Annotated in this window: 15 protein-coding genes; 12 read left to right on the top strand and 3 right to left on the bottom strand. The window is 65.1% G+C overall.

Going from position 1 to position 18,012, the window contains the following annotated elements; genetic code table 11:
* Positions 1 to 94: 94 nt before the first annotated feature.
* The 6 genes from RIE31_04130 to RIE31_04105 all read left to right on the top strand — a co-directional run bounded on the left by RIE31_04130 (position 95) and on the right by RIE31_04105 (position 4,981).
* The gene (locus tag RIE31_04130) at positions 95 to 892 is read left to right on the top strand and encodes a hypothetical protein (GenBank protein MEQ8639783.1); all 798 of its coding nucleotides are present in this window, start codon (positions 95 to 97) and stop codon (positions 890 to 892) included.
* A gap of 142 nt (positions 893 to 1,034) precedes the next feature.
* Complete coding sequence (locus RIE31_04125; GenBank protein MEQ8639782.1) at positions 1,035 to 1,889, top strand: sterol desaturase family protein; 855 nt, start codon at positions 1,035 to 1,037, stop codon at positions 1,887 to 1,889.
* Positions 1,890 to 1,980: 91 nt separating this feature from the next.
* Positions 1,981 to 3,210: a sulfatase-like hydrolase/transferase gene (locus tag RIE31_04120; protein MEQ8639781.1), complete on the top strand. Its 1,230-nt coding sequence runs from the start codon at positions 1,981 to 1,983 to the stop codon at positions 3,208 to 3,210.
* A gap of 62 nt (positions 3,211 to 3,272) precedes the next feature.
* The gene (locus tag RIE31_04115; GenBank protein ID MEQ8639780.1) at positions 3,273 to 4,034 is read left to right on the top strand and encodes a carbonic anhydrase; all 762 of its coding nucleotides are present in this window, start codon (positions 3,273 to 3,275) and stop codon (positions 4,032 to 4,034) included.
* 52 nt (positions 4,035 to 4,086) lie between these two features.
* Positions 4,087 to 4,299 (top strand): hypothetical protein, encoded by a 213-nt coding sequence (locus RIE31_04110; GenBank protein MEQ8639779.1) that lies wholly within the window; start codon positions 4,087 to 4,089, stop codon positions 4,297 to 4,299.
* A gap of 37 nt (positions 4,300 to 4,336) precedes the next feature.
* Positions 4,337 to 4,981 (top strand): glutathione S-transferase, encoded by a 645-nt coding sequence (locus RIE31_04105; GenBank protein MEQ8639778.1) that lies wholly within the window; start codon positions 4,337 to 4,339, stop codon positions 4,979 to 4,981.
* Here the strand turns inward: RIE31_04105 and RIE31_04100 are convergent.
* Positions 4,978 to 5,907, bottom strand: coding sequence for a sialidase family protein (locus RIE31_04100; protein ID MEQ8639777.1), 930 nt, complete (start codon positions 5,905 to 5,907; stop codon positions 4,978 to 4,980). The two genes, RIE31_04105 and RIE31_04100, sit on opposite strands and share 4 nt — an antisense overlap.
* Positions 5,904 to 7,163 (bottom strand): MFS transporter, encoded by a 1,260-nt coding sequence (locus RIE31_04095; GenBank protein MEQ8639776.1) that lies wholly within the window; start codon positions 7,161 to 7,163, stop codon positions 5,904 to 5,906. The genes RIE31_04100 and RIE31_04095 overlap by 4 nt, the downstream gene beginning before the upstream one ends.
* A gap of 419 nt (positions 7,164 to 7,582) precedes the next feature.
* Here RIE31_04095 and RIE31_04090 point away from each other — a divergent pair, with 419 nt between their 5' ends.
* A complete protein-coding gene (locus tag RIE31_04090) occupies positions 7,583 to 9,067 on the top strand; it encodes a SulP family inorganic anion transporter (protein ID MEQ8639775.1) in 1,485 nt (494 codons plus the stop codon).
* 10 nt (positions 9,068 to 9,077) lie between these two features.
* Positions 9,078 to 9,932, top strand: a complete 855-nt coding sequence (locus tag RIE31_04085) for a universal stress protein (GenBank protein MEQ8639774.1) — start codon at positions 9,078 to 9,080, stop codon at positions 9,930 to 9,932.
* A gap of 87 nt (positions 9,933 to 10,019) precedes the next feature.
* Here the strand turns inward: RIE31_04085 and RIE31_04080 are convergent, their stop codons facing one another.
* Positions 10,020 to 10,904, bottom strand: coding sequence for a transglutaminase family protein (locus RIE31_04080; GenBank protein MEQ8639773.1), 885 nt, complete (start codon positions 10,902 to 10,904; stop codon positions 10,020 to 10,022).
* A 377-nt stretch (positions 10,905 to 11,281) separates the two neighbouring features.
* Between RIE31_04080 and RIE31_04075 the strand changes: the two genes are divergently transcribed.
* The 4 genes from RIE31_04075 (at position 11,282) to RIE31_04060 (ending at position 17,980) form a co-directional block, all read left to right on the top strand.
* Positions 11,282 to 12,484 (top strand): MFS transporter, encoded by a 1,203-nt coding sequence (locus tag RIE31_04075; GenBank protein MEQ8639772.1) that lies wholly within the window; start codon positions 11,282 to 11,284, stop codon positions 12,482 to 12,484.
* Entirely contained in the window at positions 12,481 to 14,139 is a 1,659-nt protein-coding gene (locus tag RIE31_04070) for a gamma-glutamyltransferase (GenBank protein ID MEQ8639771.1), read from the top strand. Before RIE31_04075 ends, RIE31_04070 begins: the two co-directional genes overlap by 4 nt.
* Positions 14,140 to 14,332: 193 nt before the next feature.
* Positions 14,333 to 17,428: an adenylate/guanylate cyclase domain-containing protein gene (locus RIE31_04065; GenBank protein ID MEQ8639770.1), complete on the top strand. Its 3,096-nt coding sequence runs from the start codon at positions 14,333 to 14,335 to the stop codon at positions 17,426 to 17,428.
* A gap of 135 nt (positions 17,429 to 17,563) precedes the next feature.
* Complete coding sequence (locus RIE31_04060; protein MEQ8639769.1) at positions 17,564 to 17,980, top strand: hypothetical protein; 417 nt, start codon at positions 17,564 to 17,566, stop codon at positions 17,978 to 17,980.
* The last annotated feature ends 32 nt before the right edge of the window (positions 17,981 to 18,012 follow it).

The raw sequence follows: 18,012 nt of genomic DNA, 5'->3' as shown, positions 1-18,012 counted from the left end.
CCGTGTGCAACAAGGTTGCGGTCCAGCCCGCAGACACAGGCCCCGGGATACAGGTTAAGATGACCCACCAACCGTGCAAGCAAGGAGCCCTCACATGCGCACCACCCTGATGGCCGTACTTGTTCTTGTCCTGGCATGGCCAGCCGTCATGGTGCGGGCCAGTGACAGCGACCGCGGTGGCCCGCCGCCGCCCATTCAGTATTCCGACGACGATGATGTGGAAGACGGCGACTCCACTTCGTCCAGCGACAACCAGATCATCGTCAACAACCGGTTCCTGGTGGTCAATTCGAGCCGCCTCGGTGAACTGGGGGTCAACTGGCTGGTCCTTGGCGACGGCGTGAATTCACTGTCCGTACCGGTCAGCGATGGAATCGACGTGGACGACCAGAACAGGGTGGACGCCAGCGGCCTGCCGCTCCTGGGCGGTCTTTTTTCGTCGCGCTTCGACGCCGACGATGTGAGCCTCGCCTCGCGCATCGGCTCTGCGTGGTTCCGCAACGGTACTTTGCTGCTGGCGCTGGAACGCGAGAGCGTCGATATCCTGTCCCGGCCGCGCGTTACCGTGCTCAACCAGGACAACGCGCTTACATTCGAAGGGGACCTGGCACCGGTGACGGATGATGCCGAATCCGTCACTCAGCTAAGCGACGTGCCTTTGCTGAACGACTTCGCCCTGAACTCGACCCTGCAGATCGCCAATGGCACGTCACTGCTGATTGGCGGCCTGCTGGCGGCGGACGAGGACGCAGAGAGAGCGGCGCTGCCGTTCCTGGGCGGTGTCCCCGGTCTTGGCTCGCTGTTCGCCGGCTCGGTTCACACCCATAAGGAGAACCGGCTTATCGTCTTTATCACGCCGTCCATCGTTGCGCCGGAGGAACAGGAAGACTAGCGGCCTACAATCTGGCGACGGACAGTGATGATCGCCGGCATTTGACCTAATTGGGAATCGATTCCCCTGATTCCTAAACCGCCTGTCAATGGTATGGACGGACCATGGCGGCGAACGCAGCGCCACAGGGGAGTCAGCGCCGATGCCGGACGCGTCCATCGCCGACCAGGCGTGGCAGATGCTGGTGGGGGAATCGCGCCGACTGGCTCTGCTGGCGGTTCTCTTCTCCTTGCTGGCGCTGGCGGTAAAGAGACGCCGCCTGCTGGCCGATGCCCGGCGCGCCCTGCCGGCGGTTCGCCTCAACCTGATCTATCATCTGATTGACCTGGCGGCGGTCCTGCCGCTCATGGTGCTGCTGGTTGACCTGATCGACCGGGCGACCACAGCCGGCGGGCTGCGCCTGCTGAACACCGCCGACTTCGCCGTCTGGCCGCTGTGGGTGGCGGTGCTGGCCTGTGTCGTCGTATCCGACTTCATCGGCTACTGGCGCCACCGCCTGTTGCACCTGTCCGCCCTATGGCCGGTCCACGCCATCCATCATTCCGACCCGGCCATGACCGCCACCACGCTCATGCGCTTTCATCCGCTCAACCGCCTGGCGACCACGGCGATCAACGCCATGGCCCTGTCCCTTGTGGGGTTTCCGCCGGCGGTGATTGCCATCAACGGCGTAATCCGCACCTGGTACGGCTTTGCCGTCCACGCCGATCTGCCATGGACGTGGGGGCCGCTGCGCCGGATTCTGGTCAGCCCGGTGATGCACCGCTGGCACCATGTGCGCGACATGACCGGACACGGCACCAACTTCGCCACCGTCTTCGCGCTGTGGGACGTGCTGTTCGGCACCTGGCGAATGCCGCCGACAGCCATGCCGCCGCTTGGTGTGCGCGATGCGGGCTTTCCCGCCACATGGCTGGCGCAGACCCTGTGGCCGTTTTTCGTCTGGCGCCGAAGACTGGTCCGCAAGCTGCACCAGGGCGGACGCGCCCCTGTCTGAGCGATGCGCCGTCAGCGCAACCGTGTGCCCGGCGCCGGACACGCTTATAGTGCGGCCTCCGGGGCGATTGCCCGATACCATCAAGGCGACCATGGCCAGACCTCCCGCCCGCAATATCATCCTGATCGTCTTCGACTATATGGGCTATGGCGACATGGCGCCGTTCGGTGCCGGCGCGGCGACGCCCAATATTGCCCGTCTCGCCGCCGCCGGCGCCGTCTATACGGACGCTTATGCCGCCGCGCCGATCTGCGGCCCCAGCCGTGCCGCCCTCATGACCGGCCTCTATCCGCGCCGTCTGGGCCTGGAAAGCAATATTCAGCCAGGCCAGCCGGGGCTGCCCACAAGCCAGCCGACACTGCCGCGCCGTTTCGCCGATGCTGGCTTTCGCACCGGTCTGTCCGGCAAATGGCACCTGGGCTATACGGCGGACGACAGCCCCAATGCGCACGGCTTCGACCACTTTCTCGGCTTCAATGCGTGGAACATAGATTACTACTCGCACCGACTGCGCGATGGCGGCAACGGCCTCTTTCTTGACGGCCTGCCGGTGGATCGGCCGGGCTATACCACTGACCTCTTCACCGATGACGCCATAGATTTCATATCCGCCGCAGCGCCGGCGCCTTTCTTTCTCTACCTCTCCTTCAACGCCATGCTGCCGCCCTATGCGCCGCCCGGTCACGACGATGATCCGGCCGCCCGTGACCGCTGGCAGAGCTGGTCGGCGGCTGATTACCGGGCCGCCGTCGCCCATCTCGACCACAGTGTTGGCCGCATCGAGGCGGCGCTGCGCGCCCACGACCTGACCGATCACAGCCTCCTCGCCATTACCTGCGACCATGGCGGCGCCGAACTGGCCGACAGCGGCGCCTTCTCCGGTGGCTTCGCCAGCCTGCGCGAAGGCGGTCTGCGGGTGCCTCTGATCCTGTCCTGGCCGGCTGCCATCCCGGCCGGCCAGCGCCATACAGAGCCGGTCATGCTGATGGACCTGACGGCGACCCTGCTGGCCGCCGCGAACCTGCCGGCCGACGGCGTGACCGATGGCCACGATCTCTTCGCTGGCGAACACACCGCCGAACGGGACCTGCTCTGGCGCATTGACCGCTCGGCCCGGCCCGTGCCCGGGCCGACCCATGATCAGTGGGCGGTGCGCCGCGGCACCTGGAAGTTTCTCCACGAAGCCGGGCGCGACCAGCTCTTCGATCTGGCCAGCGATCCCGGCGAGTCGCGGAATCTCAGCCGCCGCTACCCGGCTCTGACCGGGCAATTGCGTGACCTCGTGATGGGTGACTGGCCGACAGTGGGGGCAAGAGCCTAGTATTGGCCGTTGCTGCCGGCGCCACATGCGAGCCGCCACGCCCCGACCAGACAAAGGCTGCCATGTCACGCACTCTCGAACACCTGCTCGCCCGCAATGTCGCCTGGGCGGAGCGCAAGACCCAGGACGACCCTGGCTTCTTCAGCCGCCTGGCAGCCCAGCAGACCCCGGATTATCTGTGGATCGGCTGCTCTGACAGCCGTATCACGGCCAATGACGTTCTGGGCCTCGACCCCGGCATCGTCTTCGTTCACCGCAACATCGCCAATGTTGTGCACACCGCCGACATGAATATCCTGTCGGTTCTGGAATATGCGGTTGAGCACCTGAAAGTGCAGCACGTTATCGTCTGTGGCCACTATGGCTGCGGCGGCGTCGAGCAGGCCATCAGCGACCGTCGCGGTGACCTTGTGGATCACTGGCTGCAACCGCTGTCCATGCTCTATCGCAAACACCGGCCGGTGTTTGACGCCATGGGCGACCGCCGGCGTTTACTCGACCGCCTGTGCGAGATCAATGTCGGCATGCAGGTGCGCCGTCTGGCGGCGACGCCCTTGGTGGAGAACGCCTGGGCGCGCGGCCAGTCGCTGCACCTGCATGGCTGGATCTACGCCATTCACGACGGACTGCTGCGCGATCTGGGACCGCACCTGTCTTCGCCCGCAGAGCGCGACGCCCTGGCGTCGATCGATCAATATGCACTGGACCCGGTAGAGCCGCAGAGCGCACCGATGGCGCAGCGGCCGATGGTGGCGAGGGCGGCGGCGGACGATGCGCCGGCAGAACTCGCATCATCACCGTGCAGCATGCCGGACATCAGGTAAGCCACAGCCGCCCTATCACCGCCCTCAGGATTCCCGCAAGGAAAGGAAGCTCATGGCCCGCAAGCCAAATTACGACTTCGAACGCCGTCAGCGCGAGCAGCAAAAGAAAGACAAGAAGGCCGCCAAGGCCGAGGCGCGACGTCAGCAGGCGGCGGCCAGGCGTGAGGATGCCAGTGCCGGACCCGACGACGACACGGTGACCGCCGATGATGCTGGCGACTCCGACTCAGGCCCCGATTCGGGCGAGCCGACGGATAGGGACTGACTGAAGTGCCTGCGGCGCCACGGCGGGCGGCAACGCCATGCTGACGGTCTACGGCCGGGCCAGTTCTCTCAATGTCCAGAAGGTCATGTGGCTGGTCGGTGAACTCGGTCTGACCCATCGCCATGTTCCTGCCGGCGGCCGCGTCAGCCGCCTCGACACGCCCGGGTTTCTCGCCATGAACCCCAACGGGCGGGTGCCCGTCATCGAGGAGGACGGCGTGGTCGTCTGGGAGTCCCACGCGATTCTGCGTTATCTTGCGGCGCGCCACGGCGGCGGCCGGTTCTGGTCCGATGATGCCGCAGATCGCTCACAGGCCGACCGCTGGATGGATTGGGCCCAGTCGTCCCTCCTGCCGGAAGTTCTCGGCGTCTTCTGGGCCTTCTATCGCACACCGCCGGACAAGCGCGACCAGACCGTCATCAACCGCGCGCTGGCCGGCGCGGCGCGCCACTTCGGCCTGCTCGACCGCATCCTGGCCAACCGCCCCTTCCTGCTCGGTGAGGATCTCTCACTGGCCGACATTCCGGCCGGAGCCAGTCTCTACCGCTGGTTCACCCTGGATATCCAACGGCCCGATCTGCCTCATGTGGCGGCCTGGTATGAACGCCTGCAAGCACGCCCTGCCTACCGTCAGCACGTCATGGTGCCCTACGACGAACTGCGCGGCCATCAGGACTATTAGAACCGCGCCGGATCAATCACCGCGTGGCTCAGTCGCGCCTTGTCTATCGACCAGACCACATGCACCCGGCCGTCATCCGTCTCGGCCAGCGATGGATAGGCATGGTCGCGCGGCCCGTCGGCCAATGTCAGCACGGTGTGCCAGGCGATACCATCATGCGATACGGCGGCGGTCAGGGGCGTTCGGTCGCCCGCCTGTGGATTGCTCGCCAGAAGCAGGCGTCCGTCGGTGAGGCGGAGCGCATCCAGCGCTGCGTCCGGATTGGCCAGGGCGCTGAGACGGAGCCGGCTCCAGTTGGCGCCGCCATCTTGTGACCAGCTTACGGCCACCCGTCCCTGGCGTGTGCGGCAGAGCACTTGTATAACGCCCCCGCCATGATCCAGCAGGCAGGGCTGAATGGCGGCGACCTCCGGCCAACCGGGCACATCAATACGCCGCCAGGTGCGGCCGCCGTCGCCGCTGCGCTCCACATGGCATTGCCAGCCATGCTGTTCGCGGCTGGACGGCGAGAGAAGATCACCATTCTCAAGCCGCAGCGGCCGGCAGCGGACCGGCCCGCTGGCGTCACCGGATAGCGGCCGCGCCGCCGTCCATGTGACCCCGTGGTCAGCCGATGCCGCCACCATGCAGCGCCACGCCAGCGGGCTGTCGCCCACCTGGAAATAGAGGCGGAGATCATCCGCCGCCAGGCGCATCAGGACCGGGTTCCAGCACGGCTCGCGCGCCATGGACATAACAATCTGTGGCGCCAGCCAGCGGCCGGCCACATGGCGGGCGGTCCAGATGGCGGTGTCGGACGCACCCTCCGTCGTGCCACCGAACCACGCCGCCAGCAGGCCGTCCGGCGTCCGGGTCAGGCTCGGGGCATGACATAGCGCGGTCGGCGCAACCGCCAGCACGTCCGCCACCGACAGTATGGCTGTCACGGCCGTGACTCGCTGGCCGCCCGCTCCGCCTGGCGCTGGATCGCCCGACTGCGCAAGGCGAACACGGCGAAAGCCAGCAGTACGACAATCGCCCCGACCATCACCGGCGCGCGCAGGCCAAAGGCATCAGCCGCGATGCCGGCGGCCAGGCTGCCCAGCGCCGGCACGCCACGCACGGTCATGCCAAACAGGCTCAGCACCCTGCCGCGCAGGGCCGGGTCCACCGTTGTCTGGATCAGAGTCTGGGTGATGATACCGTTGGCCGCCAGGGTCATGCCGACAATGGCAACGAACACCACGCCGACCGAAAACACAGGGGCCACCGCCAGGCCGGCCAGGGACAGGGCCATCGCCAGCAGCACCGCCGACTGGATCTTCGCCAGGCCATCCAGCCGGCCGCGATGGGCCAGCCACAGATTGCCCAGCACCGAGCCCGCCCCCATGGCGATCGACAGGACCGCAAACCCCTCGGCCGCCATGCCGTACATGTCCGCCGACACCGCCGCGAGCAACTCCAGGATCGGCCGGGCAAACAACCCGGTCACCACCAGCAGGGCGACCAGCGGACCGATCGTCGCATGACGCGCCGCATAGGCCATTCCGGCCGCTACGTCACGCAGAATGCCGCGCCGCGCTCCGGCCGTGCGCTCCGGCGCTTTCGGATGGACCCCGATCAGCATCAGGTTGAACACTGCAAAGCCAAAAGCATGGACGACGAAGGCCCAGTGCGCGCCGCCGACGGCCAGAAGTGGCTTCATCAGCAGCGGGCCGGCCACCAGCGAAATATTGAAGACCAGAGCATTGAGCGCGATAGCCGCCGACAGGTTCGGGGTCGTGACCAGGGCTGACACCAGGGACATGCGGGCCGGCGCGCTGAACGAGGTGACAAAGCCGATAAAGGCCTGGAACGCCACCAGCCATTCGATGCTGATGGTGCCGGTGAAGCCAAGAATGGACAGGCCCACGCCATGCACCAGAACCAGGAACTGGGCAATGCGGAACTGGGTGAAGGGATTGATGCGGTCGGCAATGGCGCCGGTCAGCGGCGCCAGGAACAGAATCGGCGCCAGTTCGGCGAAGGCCAGCAGACCCAGCGCTGATTTCGATCCGGTCAGCTCCCACGCCAGCCAGGCGACGGCGACACGCTGCATGGTATAGCCGATGAGGGCGATGCCGTTGCCCAGGGTGAAGCGCCGAAAGGACCGTTCCGTAAGCGCGCGACCAATACCGCCGGTAATCCGGTCCAGACCTGCCAAATGTGGAATCCCATGACTGGCGGCTCATTGGCGCGCCGACCCGACCGCCGACCGCGCCGGCAACCAAGCCTGTCAGGGCCGGCCGGCGACCACAAGCCAGGCTGGCAATAGCGGCGATTGCGCATGGCGCGCACCGGCCGGCTAGCCATGCAGGCCGCTCCGGCGGAGGGGACGACCCCGGCCTGCGCCGGGCCTCAGCCCGGAGCGCCGCGCCCATGCGCCGGGCCGCCATTCGTCAGGCGAGCGGTGGCGAGGCACGGTTGCGCCGACCCGCCGGCGGCGGCTATGAAGCCGTCTCTCAGCGGCGTCGTGCCGGGCCGGCACCGACTGTCGGCTTCATTGAATCGCTCCCCGCTTCCATTGCCTTTTGCATGCGCGGATTACCGCGCGCGCGTCCTGCCCATTGCATCGGAAACCACATGCTCTCAGCCCGCGCCTATGGCCGCCAATGGACCGAGAATGTTCGCGGCGACCTCCTCGCCGGTCTGGTCGTCGCCCTGGCCCTGATTCCGGAGGCTATCGCCTTCTCGATCATCGCCGGCGTCGACCCCAAGGTTGGCCTCTATGCGTCTTTTTCCATCGCCGTCATTGTCGCCATTACCGGCGGGCGGCCAGGCATGATTTCCGCCGCTACGGCAGCCACCGCCGTCCTGATGATCGGGCTGGTCAAGGATTATGGTCTGCAATATCTGCTGGCGGCCACGGTGCTGGCCGGGCTGCTGCAGATCGCCGCCGGCTTTCTGCGCCTGGGCTCCCTCATGCGTTTTGTCTCGCGCTCGGTGATTACGGGATTCGTCAATGCCCTGGCCATTCTCATATTCATGGCCCAGGTGCCGGAGCTGATCGGCGTTCCTCTGCTGACCTATCCGATGGTCATTGCCGGCCTGCTGATCATCTATCTGTTTCCGCTGATTACCCGGGCGATCCCGGCGCCGCTGGTGTGCATCGTCGTTCTGACCACGGTGGCCATGACCTTTGGCCTGGACCTGCGCACCGTCGGCGACATGGGCGAACTGCCGGCGACGCTGCCGGTTTTTCTTATTCCCGATATCCCCCTGACCATCGAGACTCTTCTGATCATCCTGCCCTTCTCCCTGGCGGTGGCCACGGTGGGGCTCTTGGAATCGCTGCTGACCGCTACCATCGTCGACGAGCTGACCGACACGCCAAGCGACAAGAACCGCGAATGCATCGGTCAGGGCCTGGCCAACACCGCCACCGGTTTTATCGGCGGCATGGCCGGCTGCGCCATGATCGGCCAGTCAATGATCAATGTGAAATCCGGCGGCCGGGGGCGCCTGTCCACCGCCTGCGCCGGGCTCTTCCTTCTGTTCATGATCCTGGTGATGGACGAGTGGGTCAGCCGCATTCCCATGCCGGCCCTGGTCGCTATCATGATCATGGTTTCGGTCGGCACGTTCAGCTGGTCATCCATCACCAATATGCGCCACCATCCGCGCAGTTCCTCCATCGTTATGGTGGCGACGGTGGCGACCGTCGTCTTTACTCACAACCTGGCCATCGGTGTGCTGGTGGGGGTTCTGCTGTCGGGCATTTTCTTCGCCTGGAAGATCGCCCAGATATTCCGCGTCACATCGGTTCTGTCCGATGATGGCACGGCGCGCACTTATGTGGTGGAGGGGCAGTTGTTCTTTGCCTCCACAGAGGCCTTCACCAACGCTTTTGATTTCAAGGAAGCGCTGGAGCAGGTGATCATCGATGTCAGTCGCGCCCATGTGTGGGACATTTCCAGTGTGATCGCCCTGGACATGATCGTGCTCAAATACCGGCGTGAGGGCGCTGAGGTGGAAATCATCGGCATGAACCAGGCCAGTGAAACCATCGTTGACCGGCTGGCTGTTCACGACAAACCGGATGCCATGGAAAAGCTGCTGGGCCATTGAGGGAAGAGACATGAGCAAACTTCTGGCTCTCATTGACGGTTCGGTTTACGCGCGCAGCGTTTGCGATCATGCGGCGTGGATTGCCGGCCGCACGGATTCCTCAATAGAACTGCTGCACATCCTGGGTCGGCGTGAAACCGGCAGCCCACCCGCTGATCGCAGCGGCAGCCTGTTCTTCGGGGCCCGCACGGCGCTGCTCAAGGAACTCAGCGAGCACGATGCGGAGCGCAGCAAGCTGGCGCAGAAACGGGGCCGCGCCCTGCTCGACGGCGCGCGGCAGATCCTTCAGGCCGCCGGTATTGCCGACATTACCGAACGTCTGCGGTTCGGTGATCTGGTGGACGCGGTTGTAGAGACCGAAAGCGACGCCAGCATGGTGGTGATCGGCAAGCGCGGCGAGGCGGCGGACTTCGCCAGGCTGCATCTGGGCTCCAATCTGGAACGGGTGGTCCGGGCCTCACAGCGGCCGCTTTTCGTGGCGGCGCGGGCCTTCCAGCCGATCACCAGCATGCTCATTGCCTTTGACGGCGGGACCAGCAGCCTGAAGGCCGTCGCCGAGATAGCCGGCAATCGTCTGTTCAACGGCCTGTCATGCCGCCTGCTGATGGTGGCGCCGGACAAGGATGCGGCCCGCCGCCAGATCGACGCCGCCGCGCACCGGTTGCAGGCTGCCGGTCACACGGTCGAGGCGATTCTTCGCCAGGGTCATGCGGAAGCGGAGATCACCCGGGCCGTGGATGATCATCACATCGGCTTGCTGGTCATGGGCGCCTATGGCCACTCCCGCGTGCGCAACCTGATTATCGGCTCGACCACGGAGCACATGCTGCGCGCCTGCAAGATTCCGGTTCTGCTCTATCGTTGAGGGTGGCGTCGGCATCCGCGGTCGCCCGCGTCGCCGCGCGGCGGATCGGCTGGCGCAAGGGGCCGCACCTGCCCAAAGACGGGCCGGTCAGACCTGATCGGGCGGTTCGCAGCGCTCCACATGCACCTGCACATCCATCCCGTCAAACGCATCCGGATCACCTATATAGCTGCCGGATACCGGCATGGTCTGGTGTATGTGGCGCGCCATGGCCACCGGAATGAGATTGAAGCCGCCGACGCTGCGGTTGGTCGGATCAAAAGTGATCCAGCCGGCGCCGGGCACATAGACCTCCGCCCAGGCGTGGGTCGAGCCGGCGCCGGCGGAGCCGACGGCCATGCGGTCGGGGTCGTACAGATAGCCCGAGACGATACGCGCGCCGAACCCCAGGCTGCGGACGGCGTCAACGAACAGCACTGCGAAGTCGCGACATGAGCCCTGACCGCGTATGAGCGTTTCGAGCGGCGTTTGCGCCCCTTCGTCGTCGCGCATCTCATAGACAATCTGCGCGGCGACACCGGCACACAGATCCTTGAGCAGGGCCAGCGTACCGGTGGGAACCCCGGCAACAAACCCTTGCGCCCAGTCGCGCAACTGGCCGGAGGAATCCAGATACCCCTGCAGCCGCAGGGCGCCAAGGTCGGTCATCTCGTCCTCGCTGAGCAGGAACGGATAGTAGGCTGCCGACGCGGCAATATCGAAGACCGGCCACTGATCGGCGCCGAGACTGAGCCTGGCGACGCTGTCGATGACCAGCCTGTCCGACGCCTCCTGGAAAGTCGCGGTGGCCACCGCATTGCCGGCCACGTCGTGCGCCCAGGTGACCGTCGCGGCAGGTGTCAGCTCCAGATCATGGGCAATCAGACGCAGGGTGCGACTTTCACGGGGGCGGAGCATCAGCCGGTGTGGACCGAAGGCCAGCGGTGTTCGGTATCGGTAGGACGTCTGGTGATGAATCGACAGCGTGATCAATACGGGCCTCCGCGGCGAGACTAGCATGAGCCCGCCCACAGGCTGTCAGGCCAAATCGATCTGGTCGGCGGATCACTCCGGATGGCCGAAAAGGGTCACTTCCCGAAAAGCCGGGGAGCGACCTGCGATCTTGTGTCCGTCCGGCCGGTCGCACGCCCGGCGGCCTGGTCGGTCGGCGCCGCAACCTGTCGCCGGCGGCCCCGCCGGTGTGACCCGCCTCACCTTCCATCCCGGCTCCGGCTCTATACTGTGTGGCCCGGAGCACCATGTGCCATGATGGGCGCTCCGGTGGTCACTCCCACGCGATGCCAGAGCCCGCGTGATGTCAGGGTAGTCAGGCACGAATCGAGAGTCGTCTTTCGCCGTGGGTAGCAACCATGCTTTATCTTCTGGCCGCCCGTATAGCCATTCAACTGACCATCGCGCCGGTAATCGCGCTGATGGTCGTGCGCATCACCCTGCTGGGCCACCCGGCGCAAAGTGCGGCGCTCGTACAAAGCGCGGTCATGACCGGCCTTCTGGTCGGCGCCATCGGCTCCTACCGCATCATCCACCGGCTTGGCTACCGGCCGGCCTTCACCACGTTCTGCGCGCTCATCGCCGGGGTGGTCGCACTGTTCCCGTTTCTGTCGTCCATTGCCACATGGATGGCGGTCGGCGCCGTCATGGGCGTGGCGGCGGCGGCCCTGACGGTGTTGACCGAAACCTGGCTGCATGGCCTGACGGCGAACGATCATCGCGGCCGGATCATGGGCCTGTATATTCTCGCCGGCCAGTTCGCCGCGGTCCTCGGCATGGCGGCCACGGCCGCCGCCTCACCCCTCTCCATGACTCCGTTCCTGATCTTCGCCCTGATCGTCACGCTGGCGGCGCTACCCGTCCGCTTCGCTGCGCCGCCGGCCGTATCGGTGCGCCGGCCGCGCGGCATGATCCGGGGGGCCGCCCTGTTGCTGTCCCGCCGGCCCTGGCCGATTTTCGTGATCGTCGTCGGCGGCGCCCTGACCGGGATGCAGTTCGGCATGCTGGCCGTGTACGTCACCCAGCAGACTGTACTGACTGTCGCCGCGCCGGCCGTTCTGGCGCTGCTGCTGGTGGGCGGAATGTTGATCCCCTATCCGCTGGGCCTGCTCTCTGACCGCCTCGGCCGCACTTTCACCCTGTGCATGACCTCCGTCGCACTGGCCGCCACAAGCATGACCCTGGTGTATGCGCTCGAATCCCTCGCTCTTTTTCTGACCTGCATTGTTCTGCTTGGCGGCCTGGCCAGCGCCATCTATCCGCAGGGCTCCGCCATCATTAACGACGACCTTCCCGAAGACACCAGGACGGCGGTCAATGGCGGATTGATGTTTTCCTATTCTTTAGGTTTGCTCATGGGCCCGGTGCCGGCCGCCCTTGTCATGGAGACATTCGGCCATGATGCTTTGTTCGTTCTCATCGCCAGCACGTGCACGCTTCTCCTCGTCGGTTGTGTCGGCCGTGGGCTTGTGTCCATGCTGATGCCGCGCACGGGCCGGACAACAGGCCGTCGGTCCACGCCCGCCCCCGGGCCATCAGACTATGCGGACACCGATCCATGAAACTGCCGCGCGATCATCACCACAGAGACCTGCTGGAGGTGGAGAACGGCATCGCCGCCACCGGCCATCCGGACGCCGCCCGGGCTGCCGTCACGGTAATGGAACAGGGCGGCAACGCGTTCGACGCCATCGTCGCCGCCGGCTTTACGGCCTGCGTTGTCGAACCCCTGTCGTGCGGCATTGGCGGTCACGGCCGGCTATCGGCCAGGAGCGCGCAAGCCGGCCGTTTTATCACCTATGACTTTCAGGTCCGCGCCCCCGCCGCGGCCCACGCAAGGATGTTCGGGGACCCCGCCCGGCCCTGTGAGGGCGCCATGGCGGTCGGCGTTCCGGGTCTGGTCGCCGGCCTGTGCGCCGTGCACGCCGAACTGGGAACCCTGCCACTGCCGACGATCATGGCGCCGGCGATTGCCTGCGCCGAACGCGGCTATGACTTCAACTGGAAAGACGCGATGGCCATCGCGCTGCTGCGCGACACGCTGGCCGGGTTCCCCGCCGCCGCGGATCTGTTGCTGCCCGGTGGAAAGTCGCCTGAGGTGCCTTTCATGGTCCTCAAGGAGCAGTCCCGGATGGACCAGTCGGGGCTGGCCCGCACCCTGCGCCGCATCGCCGGCGAAGGCGCCCGCGCCTTCTATGACGGGCCGGTGGCCCGCTCCCTGGCCCACGCCGTCACCACCGCCGGCGGCATCATGACCGAGGGTGATCTTTCAGCCTATCGCGTCAGGACCTTTGACGAGACGCCGCAGCATTTTGCCGACCTGGCCTATGTCACCGGCGATGACACCATCGCCAAGGAAGTCCTGTCGATCATCCACTACCGGCTGGCTGAGTTTAGGGCCGGCGATGAAGCGACCCGCCTGCATATACTGGGAGAAGCCCTGGCCCTCGGTTTCGCCGACGGGCTGACCTTCGGCGGGGACAGCGATCATGCCTCCGTGCCGGACGACGGCTTGCTCGACCCGGACTATTGTCGAGAGCGGAGCACGATGATCGCCATGGACCAGGCCATCGGGCGGCCGGTACCGGCCGGAGATCCGTGGCGCTATTCGCGCAAAATTGCGCGGACGAACAGACCGACGCCCACCAAGGCCACCCTGCCCGGAACCAGCCATCTGGCGGTGGCCGATGGCGCCGGCAATGTCGCCGCCGCCACCTTGAGCGTCACCGGCGCCTACGGGTCGCTGATCTATGACCCGGAAAGCGGCGTCTTCCTCAACAGTTCCATGCAGAACTTCGACGCCCGCCCGGATCATCCCAACGCCGTCGCCCCCGGCAAGATGCCGTTGTTTGGCGTACCTGTCCTCACGGGCCGTCAGGCGACAGGCGGAATCCTGGCCGGCGCCGGGGCCGGCGGCCTGCGTAGCGGCTCCGGTGTTGTGGCGGCTCTCCTCAACCGGCTGGTTCTGGACCACGACCTGCAAACAGCCGTCAGCGAGCCGCGCCTGCACAGCCAGGGGCGCAGCCTGCTGGTCGATGACCGGATCGCCGACGCCACGCGCCAGCGGCTGGTGGCGCTGGGTCACACGGTCATTCCGCTGCCAGAGGCGCCGACCCGCCTCAACTTCTCCCGCGTCGGATTCGTCGAAAAATCCGCCGACGGCCTGTTGCGGGCGGGCGCCGCCCCACTGGGCCATACTGCCGTCGCCGGTTTTTAGCGGATTTCCGCCGTTATTGCAGATTAACCGTGAATTCACCGGGCCAGTTCGTGCTGGACGCCCGGCGCCGTGCGTGGTCCAATTTTCACTAATTTGTCGCTTATCAACCTTGGCTTGTGACATGCGCGTCAGGACAGCCGGTCTGGACGCCCCCCTGGGGCTCCAGGCTCCCGCCACGACACATGATCTGCGATTGGGCGAACGACGGTATGTGACCGTGCTGTTTGCAGACATCGTCGAGTCGAGCCGTCTTGTGGCCGGTCGCGATCCCGAAGACGCCCAGGAAGTTCTGAACCGTCATCTGCAGGGCATGACGGAGATCATTCACTTCTATGGCGGCACCGTGTGCCAGGTTCTGGGGGACGGACTGCTGGTGGTGTTCGGTGCGCCCATTGCCCAATCCGATCATGCGGAGCGCGCCTGCGCCGCGGCGCTGCATCTGACCGGGAAAGCGCCGACGCAAAACGTCGCCAGCGCCGCCCGGACTTCCGCCCTGCCACAGGTTCGCATTGGCATGCACTGCGGCGAAGTGGTCCTGGAAGCCGTTCGCAACGACGTCAATATCGACTACCGGCCGATTGGCGAAACCGTATATATCGCATCACGGCTTCAGCAGCACGCCGCCCCTGGCCAGACCCTGCTCAGCCACTCGGTACACAGATCCGTATCCACCATGATGACCGTCAGCCAGATAGAGGACTGGCAGCCGCGCGGCTTCACCCGTGCGTTCACCATCTATCAGCTTGAGCGCGCCCGCCCGAGCACGGCGCACACGGTGGCGGCGCCTTCCCGTTTCATCGGGCGCCAGACAGAGCTTCGCCAGCTTGCCGGCGCCTATGAAAAAGTCGCCAGGGACAATCCGCAAATGGTTCTGGTGCACGGCAGCGCCGGCATGGGTAAATCGCGGCTCATCGAAGAGTTCCTGACGCGCATAAAGCCCGCCCCGTCACCGCCCGAGGTCATCCGAATCCGGCAATCGCCTATCTGTTCCCTGCAGCCCCATCACGGACTTCGCTCCCTGGTCCAGACGATTCTGGACGTGGACGGCGGCGACAGTCCGGGCTTCCGCAATGAGCAGGTTCTGGAATTTGTCCGGGCCCATCATATAGATGGCCACCATGCGACAGCCGTTCTTTGCGAGCTTCTGGATTTGCCGCACTCTGATGCGTCGTGGGAGCGGCTCGATCATGTCAGCCGTCAAGACCACATTGCAGCGACCATCGCCGCGATACTGTCGGCCCGCAGTCTTGACCACACCATGGTGGTGGTGTTCGAAGACCTGCACAATTCCGATGAAGACACCATCGCCATCATAAAGGGTTTCATCGACCGGATTGCCGTCGGTCGGCTGTTTTTCCTGTGCAGCTCGCGCACTCACGTGTGGACGGATGAGGAATGCCCCATTGCCGTGGACCGGCTGCGGCTTGAAAGGCTCAGTCCCACCGAAACCCGCGAGTTCATCAGTGATCGCCTCGGTGAGGTCAGCGAGGAAAGCGCACAGTACCGGTCCATTCTGCGCCGCTCCGGCGGCGTCCCGTTCTTTCTCGCCGAGCTGGTCCACGACGCCGGCAGCAACCCGCACCATGGGGATCCGATCGACAATCCCGCCGGGCATGCGGGCTTTGGCGACTATGGCGAGCTGCCTGATGCGGTGAAAAACATCATCCTGAGCAGGGTTGATCGACTGCCCGAAGAGCTGCGCCAACTGCTGCTTTATGCCTCCGTCGCCGGAGAGACGTTCAGCTTCGGCCTGCTGCATGCGGTGTCGAGAACCAGCGAACGGAAGCTGAGGCGCCATATCCGCGATCTGGAGTTGCAGGGCTATATCGCCGTCGACAGCCTGTTCCCGGACATTCGCCTGCGATTCACCCACGCCCTGTTCCAGGAAACCGCCTATTCCCTTCTCCTGCGCAGTCGGCGACGGGTTCTGCATCGCACCGCACTCGCCTTCCTCGAATCCCGTCGCGCGAGTCTCGACGGGAATTACGCGCGGGCGGAATTGTTCCATCACGCCATGCACGCCGGACTGGCGGCGAAGGCCGTCACCTATGGTCTGGCGGCGGCCAGACATGCCATGTCGGTGTCAGCGATCGATACCGCCATCGGCTATTTTGAGGCGGCGATCAAAATCGCCACAGACAGCGATCACGACCACGACGAGGCGGAGATTCTCTTTGCCGAACTGGAACTTGCTGTCCTCTATTTCCTCAGGAACCGGCAGCAGCAGCAGGAACGCCTGATCGCCCATGTGATCAAACGGGCCGATGAACTGGAGCACTGGGAATTGCGCGGCCGGGCCCTGGCGGCCAAGGCGCTGCACGCCTGGTCCATCGGCGACCTCAAGGATGCGTTGGCCTGCGCGGAAGCCGCCTTTGACCATGCGGTGGACGGCGATGATGATGCCCACTTCATCCATACAGGGTCCCGCCTGGCCGCCATGTGTCAGGACACCGGCGACCTCAGGCGCGCCTGGAATCTGTGGACTGAAATACTGGACCGGCTCGAAAAACACGATGCCGACCAGTCCCGGTTTGGCCTTGCCGCGGTAACCGCGGCGGCCGGTCGCGCCAAGCTTGCCTGGTGTGCGGCCGAGCTGGGCCGTTTCGAATTCGGCGCCGAGATCGGTCAGGAAGGCTTGGCGATCGCACTTGGCGGATCGGACCGCTTCAGTCAGATCTATTGCCTGCACGCCCTCGGCCTCGTCCACATCTATCAGAAAGACTTTGTGACTGCATCTTCCCTGTTCGAGCGTGGCATCGCCCTCACGGAATCAGTGCATAACCATGTTTGGCTGTGCGCCCTGAAGATGGGAAGCGCCTACGCTTATCTGGGTATCGGTGAAGCGCGGAAATCGGTCAGCGAGTTCGAGAGCGCCTTTATCCTCGCCGAGTCTTCCGGCCTCAGAACATACATGTCCCGTTATCTGGCCTGGTATGCCGAGGCATTGAACCAGGTCGGGCTGAAAAAGAAAGCCATGCGCACAGCCGCAAGCGCCGTCGCCATGGCACGGGAGACCGGCGAACGCGCTAATGAGGCGCTGGCGCTTTGTGTTCAGGCGGAACTGGGCCTCAGGACCGGCGCTCCGTCCGCCCCCCAGGCCGCCCGCGACAGCATCCAGACGTTTGATGCGGCCTTCCAGCTGGCCAAGCGCTATGAGCTGAGCCCCCTGCTGGCCCGCATAGAACTGGGCAAGGGGCATGCCCTTGTCAGCCTGGGGCAGGACGAGCAAGGCCTGATCATGATTCGCGACGCTGAGTCGGAGCTTTTGCGTCTTGGAATCGCCGCGTAACACTCTGATTTCTTGTGACTAGGCTATTTAAGCCGTGGCTTAACTACAGCCCGGCGTGTGACTAACCTCACACCGTCGAAACCTAAAATACTGATATCTCTGACTTCCCGGTCCACACTATGACAGGAGAAGTCCATGAGCAGGGCATCCAATGCGGCTGTACTGACGCGCGCGCCAGACGGCCATCTCTATCGTATCGAAAATGGTGAGGCTGATCGGATCGAGACGTCCGTCAGTCAGGCTGTGTCTTCGGTTGGACGCGTGGTCCGCCCGTCAGACGACAGCCAGCGCCACGCGGCCAACTTCATCGGCACCACGCCCGATGACAGCCAGCGCCACGCGGCAAACTTCATCGGCACCACGCCCGATGACAGCCAGCGCCACGCGGCCAACTTCATCGGCACCACGCCCGATGACAGCCAGCGCCATGCGGCCAACTTCATCGGCACCACGCCCGACGACAGCCAGCGCCATGCGGCCAACTTCATCGGCACCGGTGAAGACATGGACCGTCGCTCAACGGCGAATTTCATTTCCGCCGCCCAGGGCTAGGCCCGCCGATGACCACCGGATAAACCGGGCAT

The sequence above is a fragment of the Alphaproteobacteria bacterium genome (assembly GCA_040218575.1).
In the GTDB taxonomy this organism is placed as follows: domain Bacteria; phylum Pseudomonadota; class Alphaproteobacteria; order JAVJRE01; family JAVJRE01; genus JAVJRE01.
The sequence above is the reverse complement of the archived record's forward strand: the minus strand, read 5'-3'. Positions and strand labels throughout refer to the sequence as shown.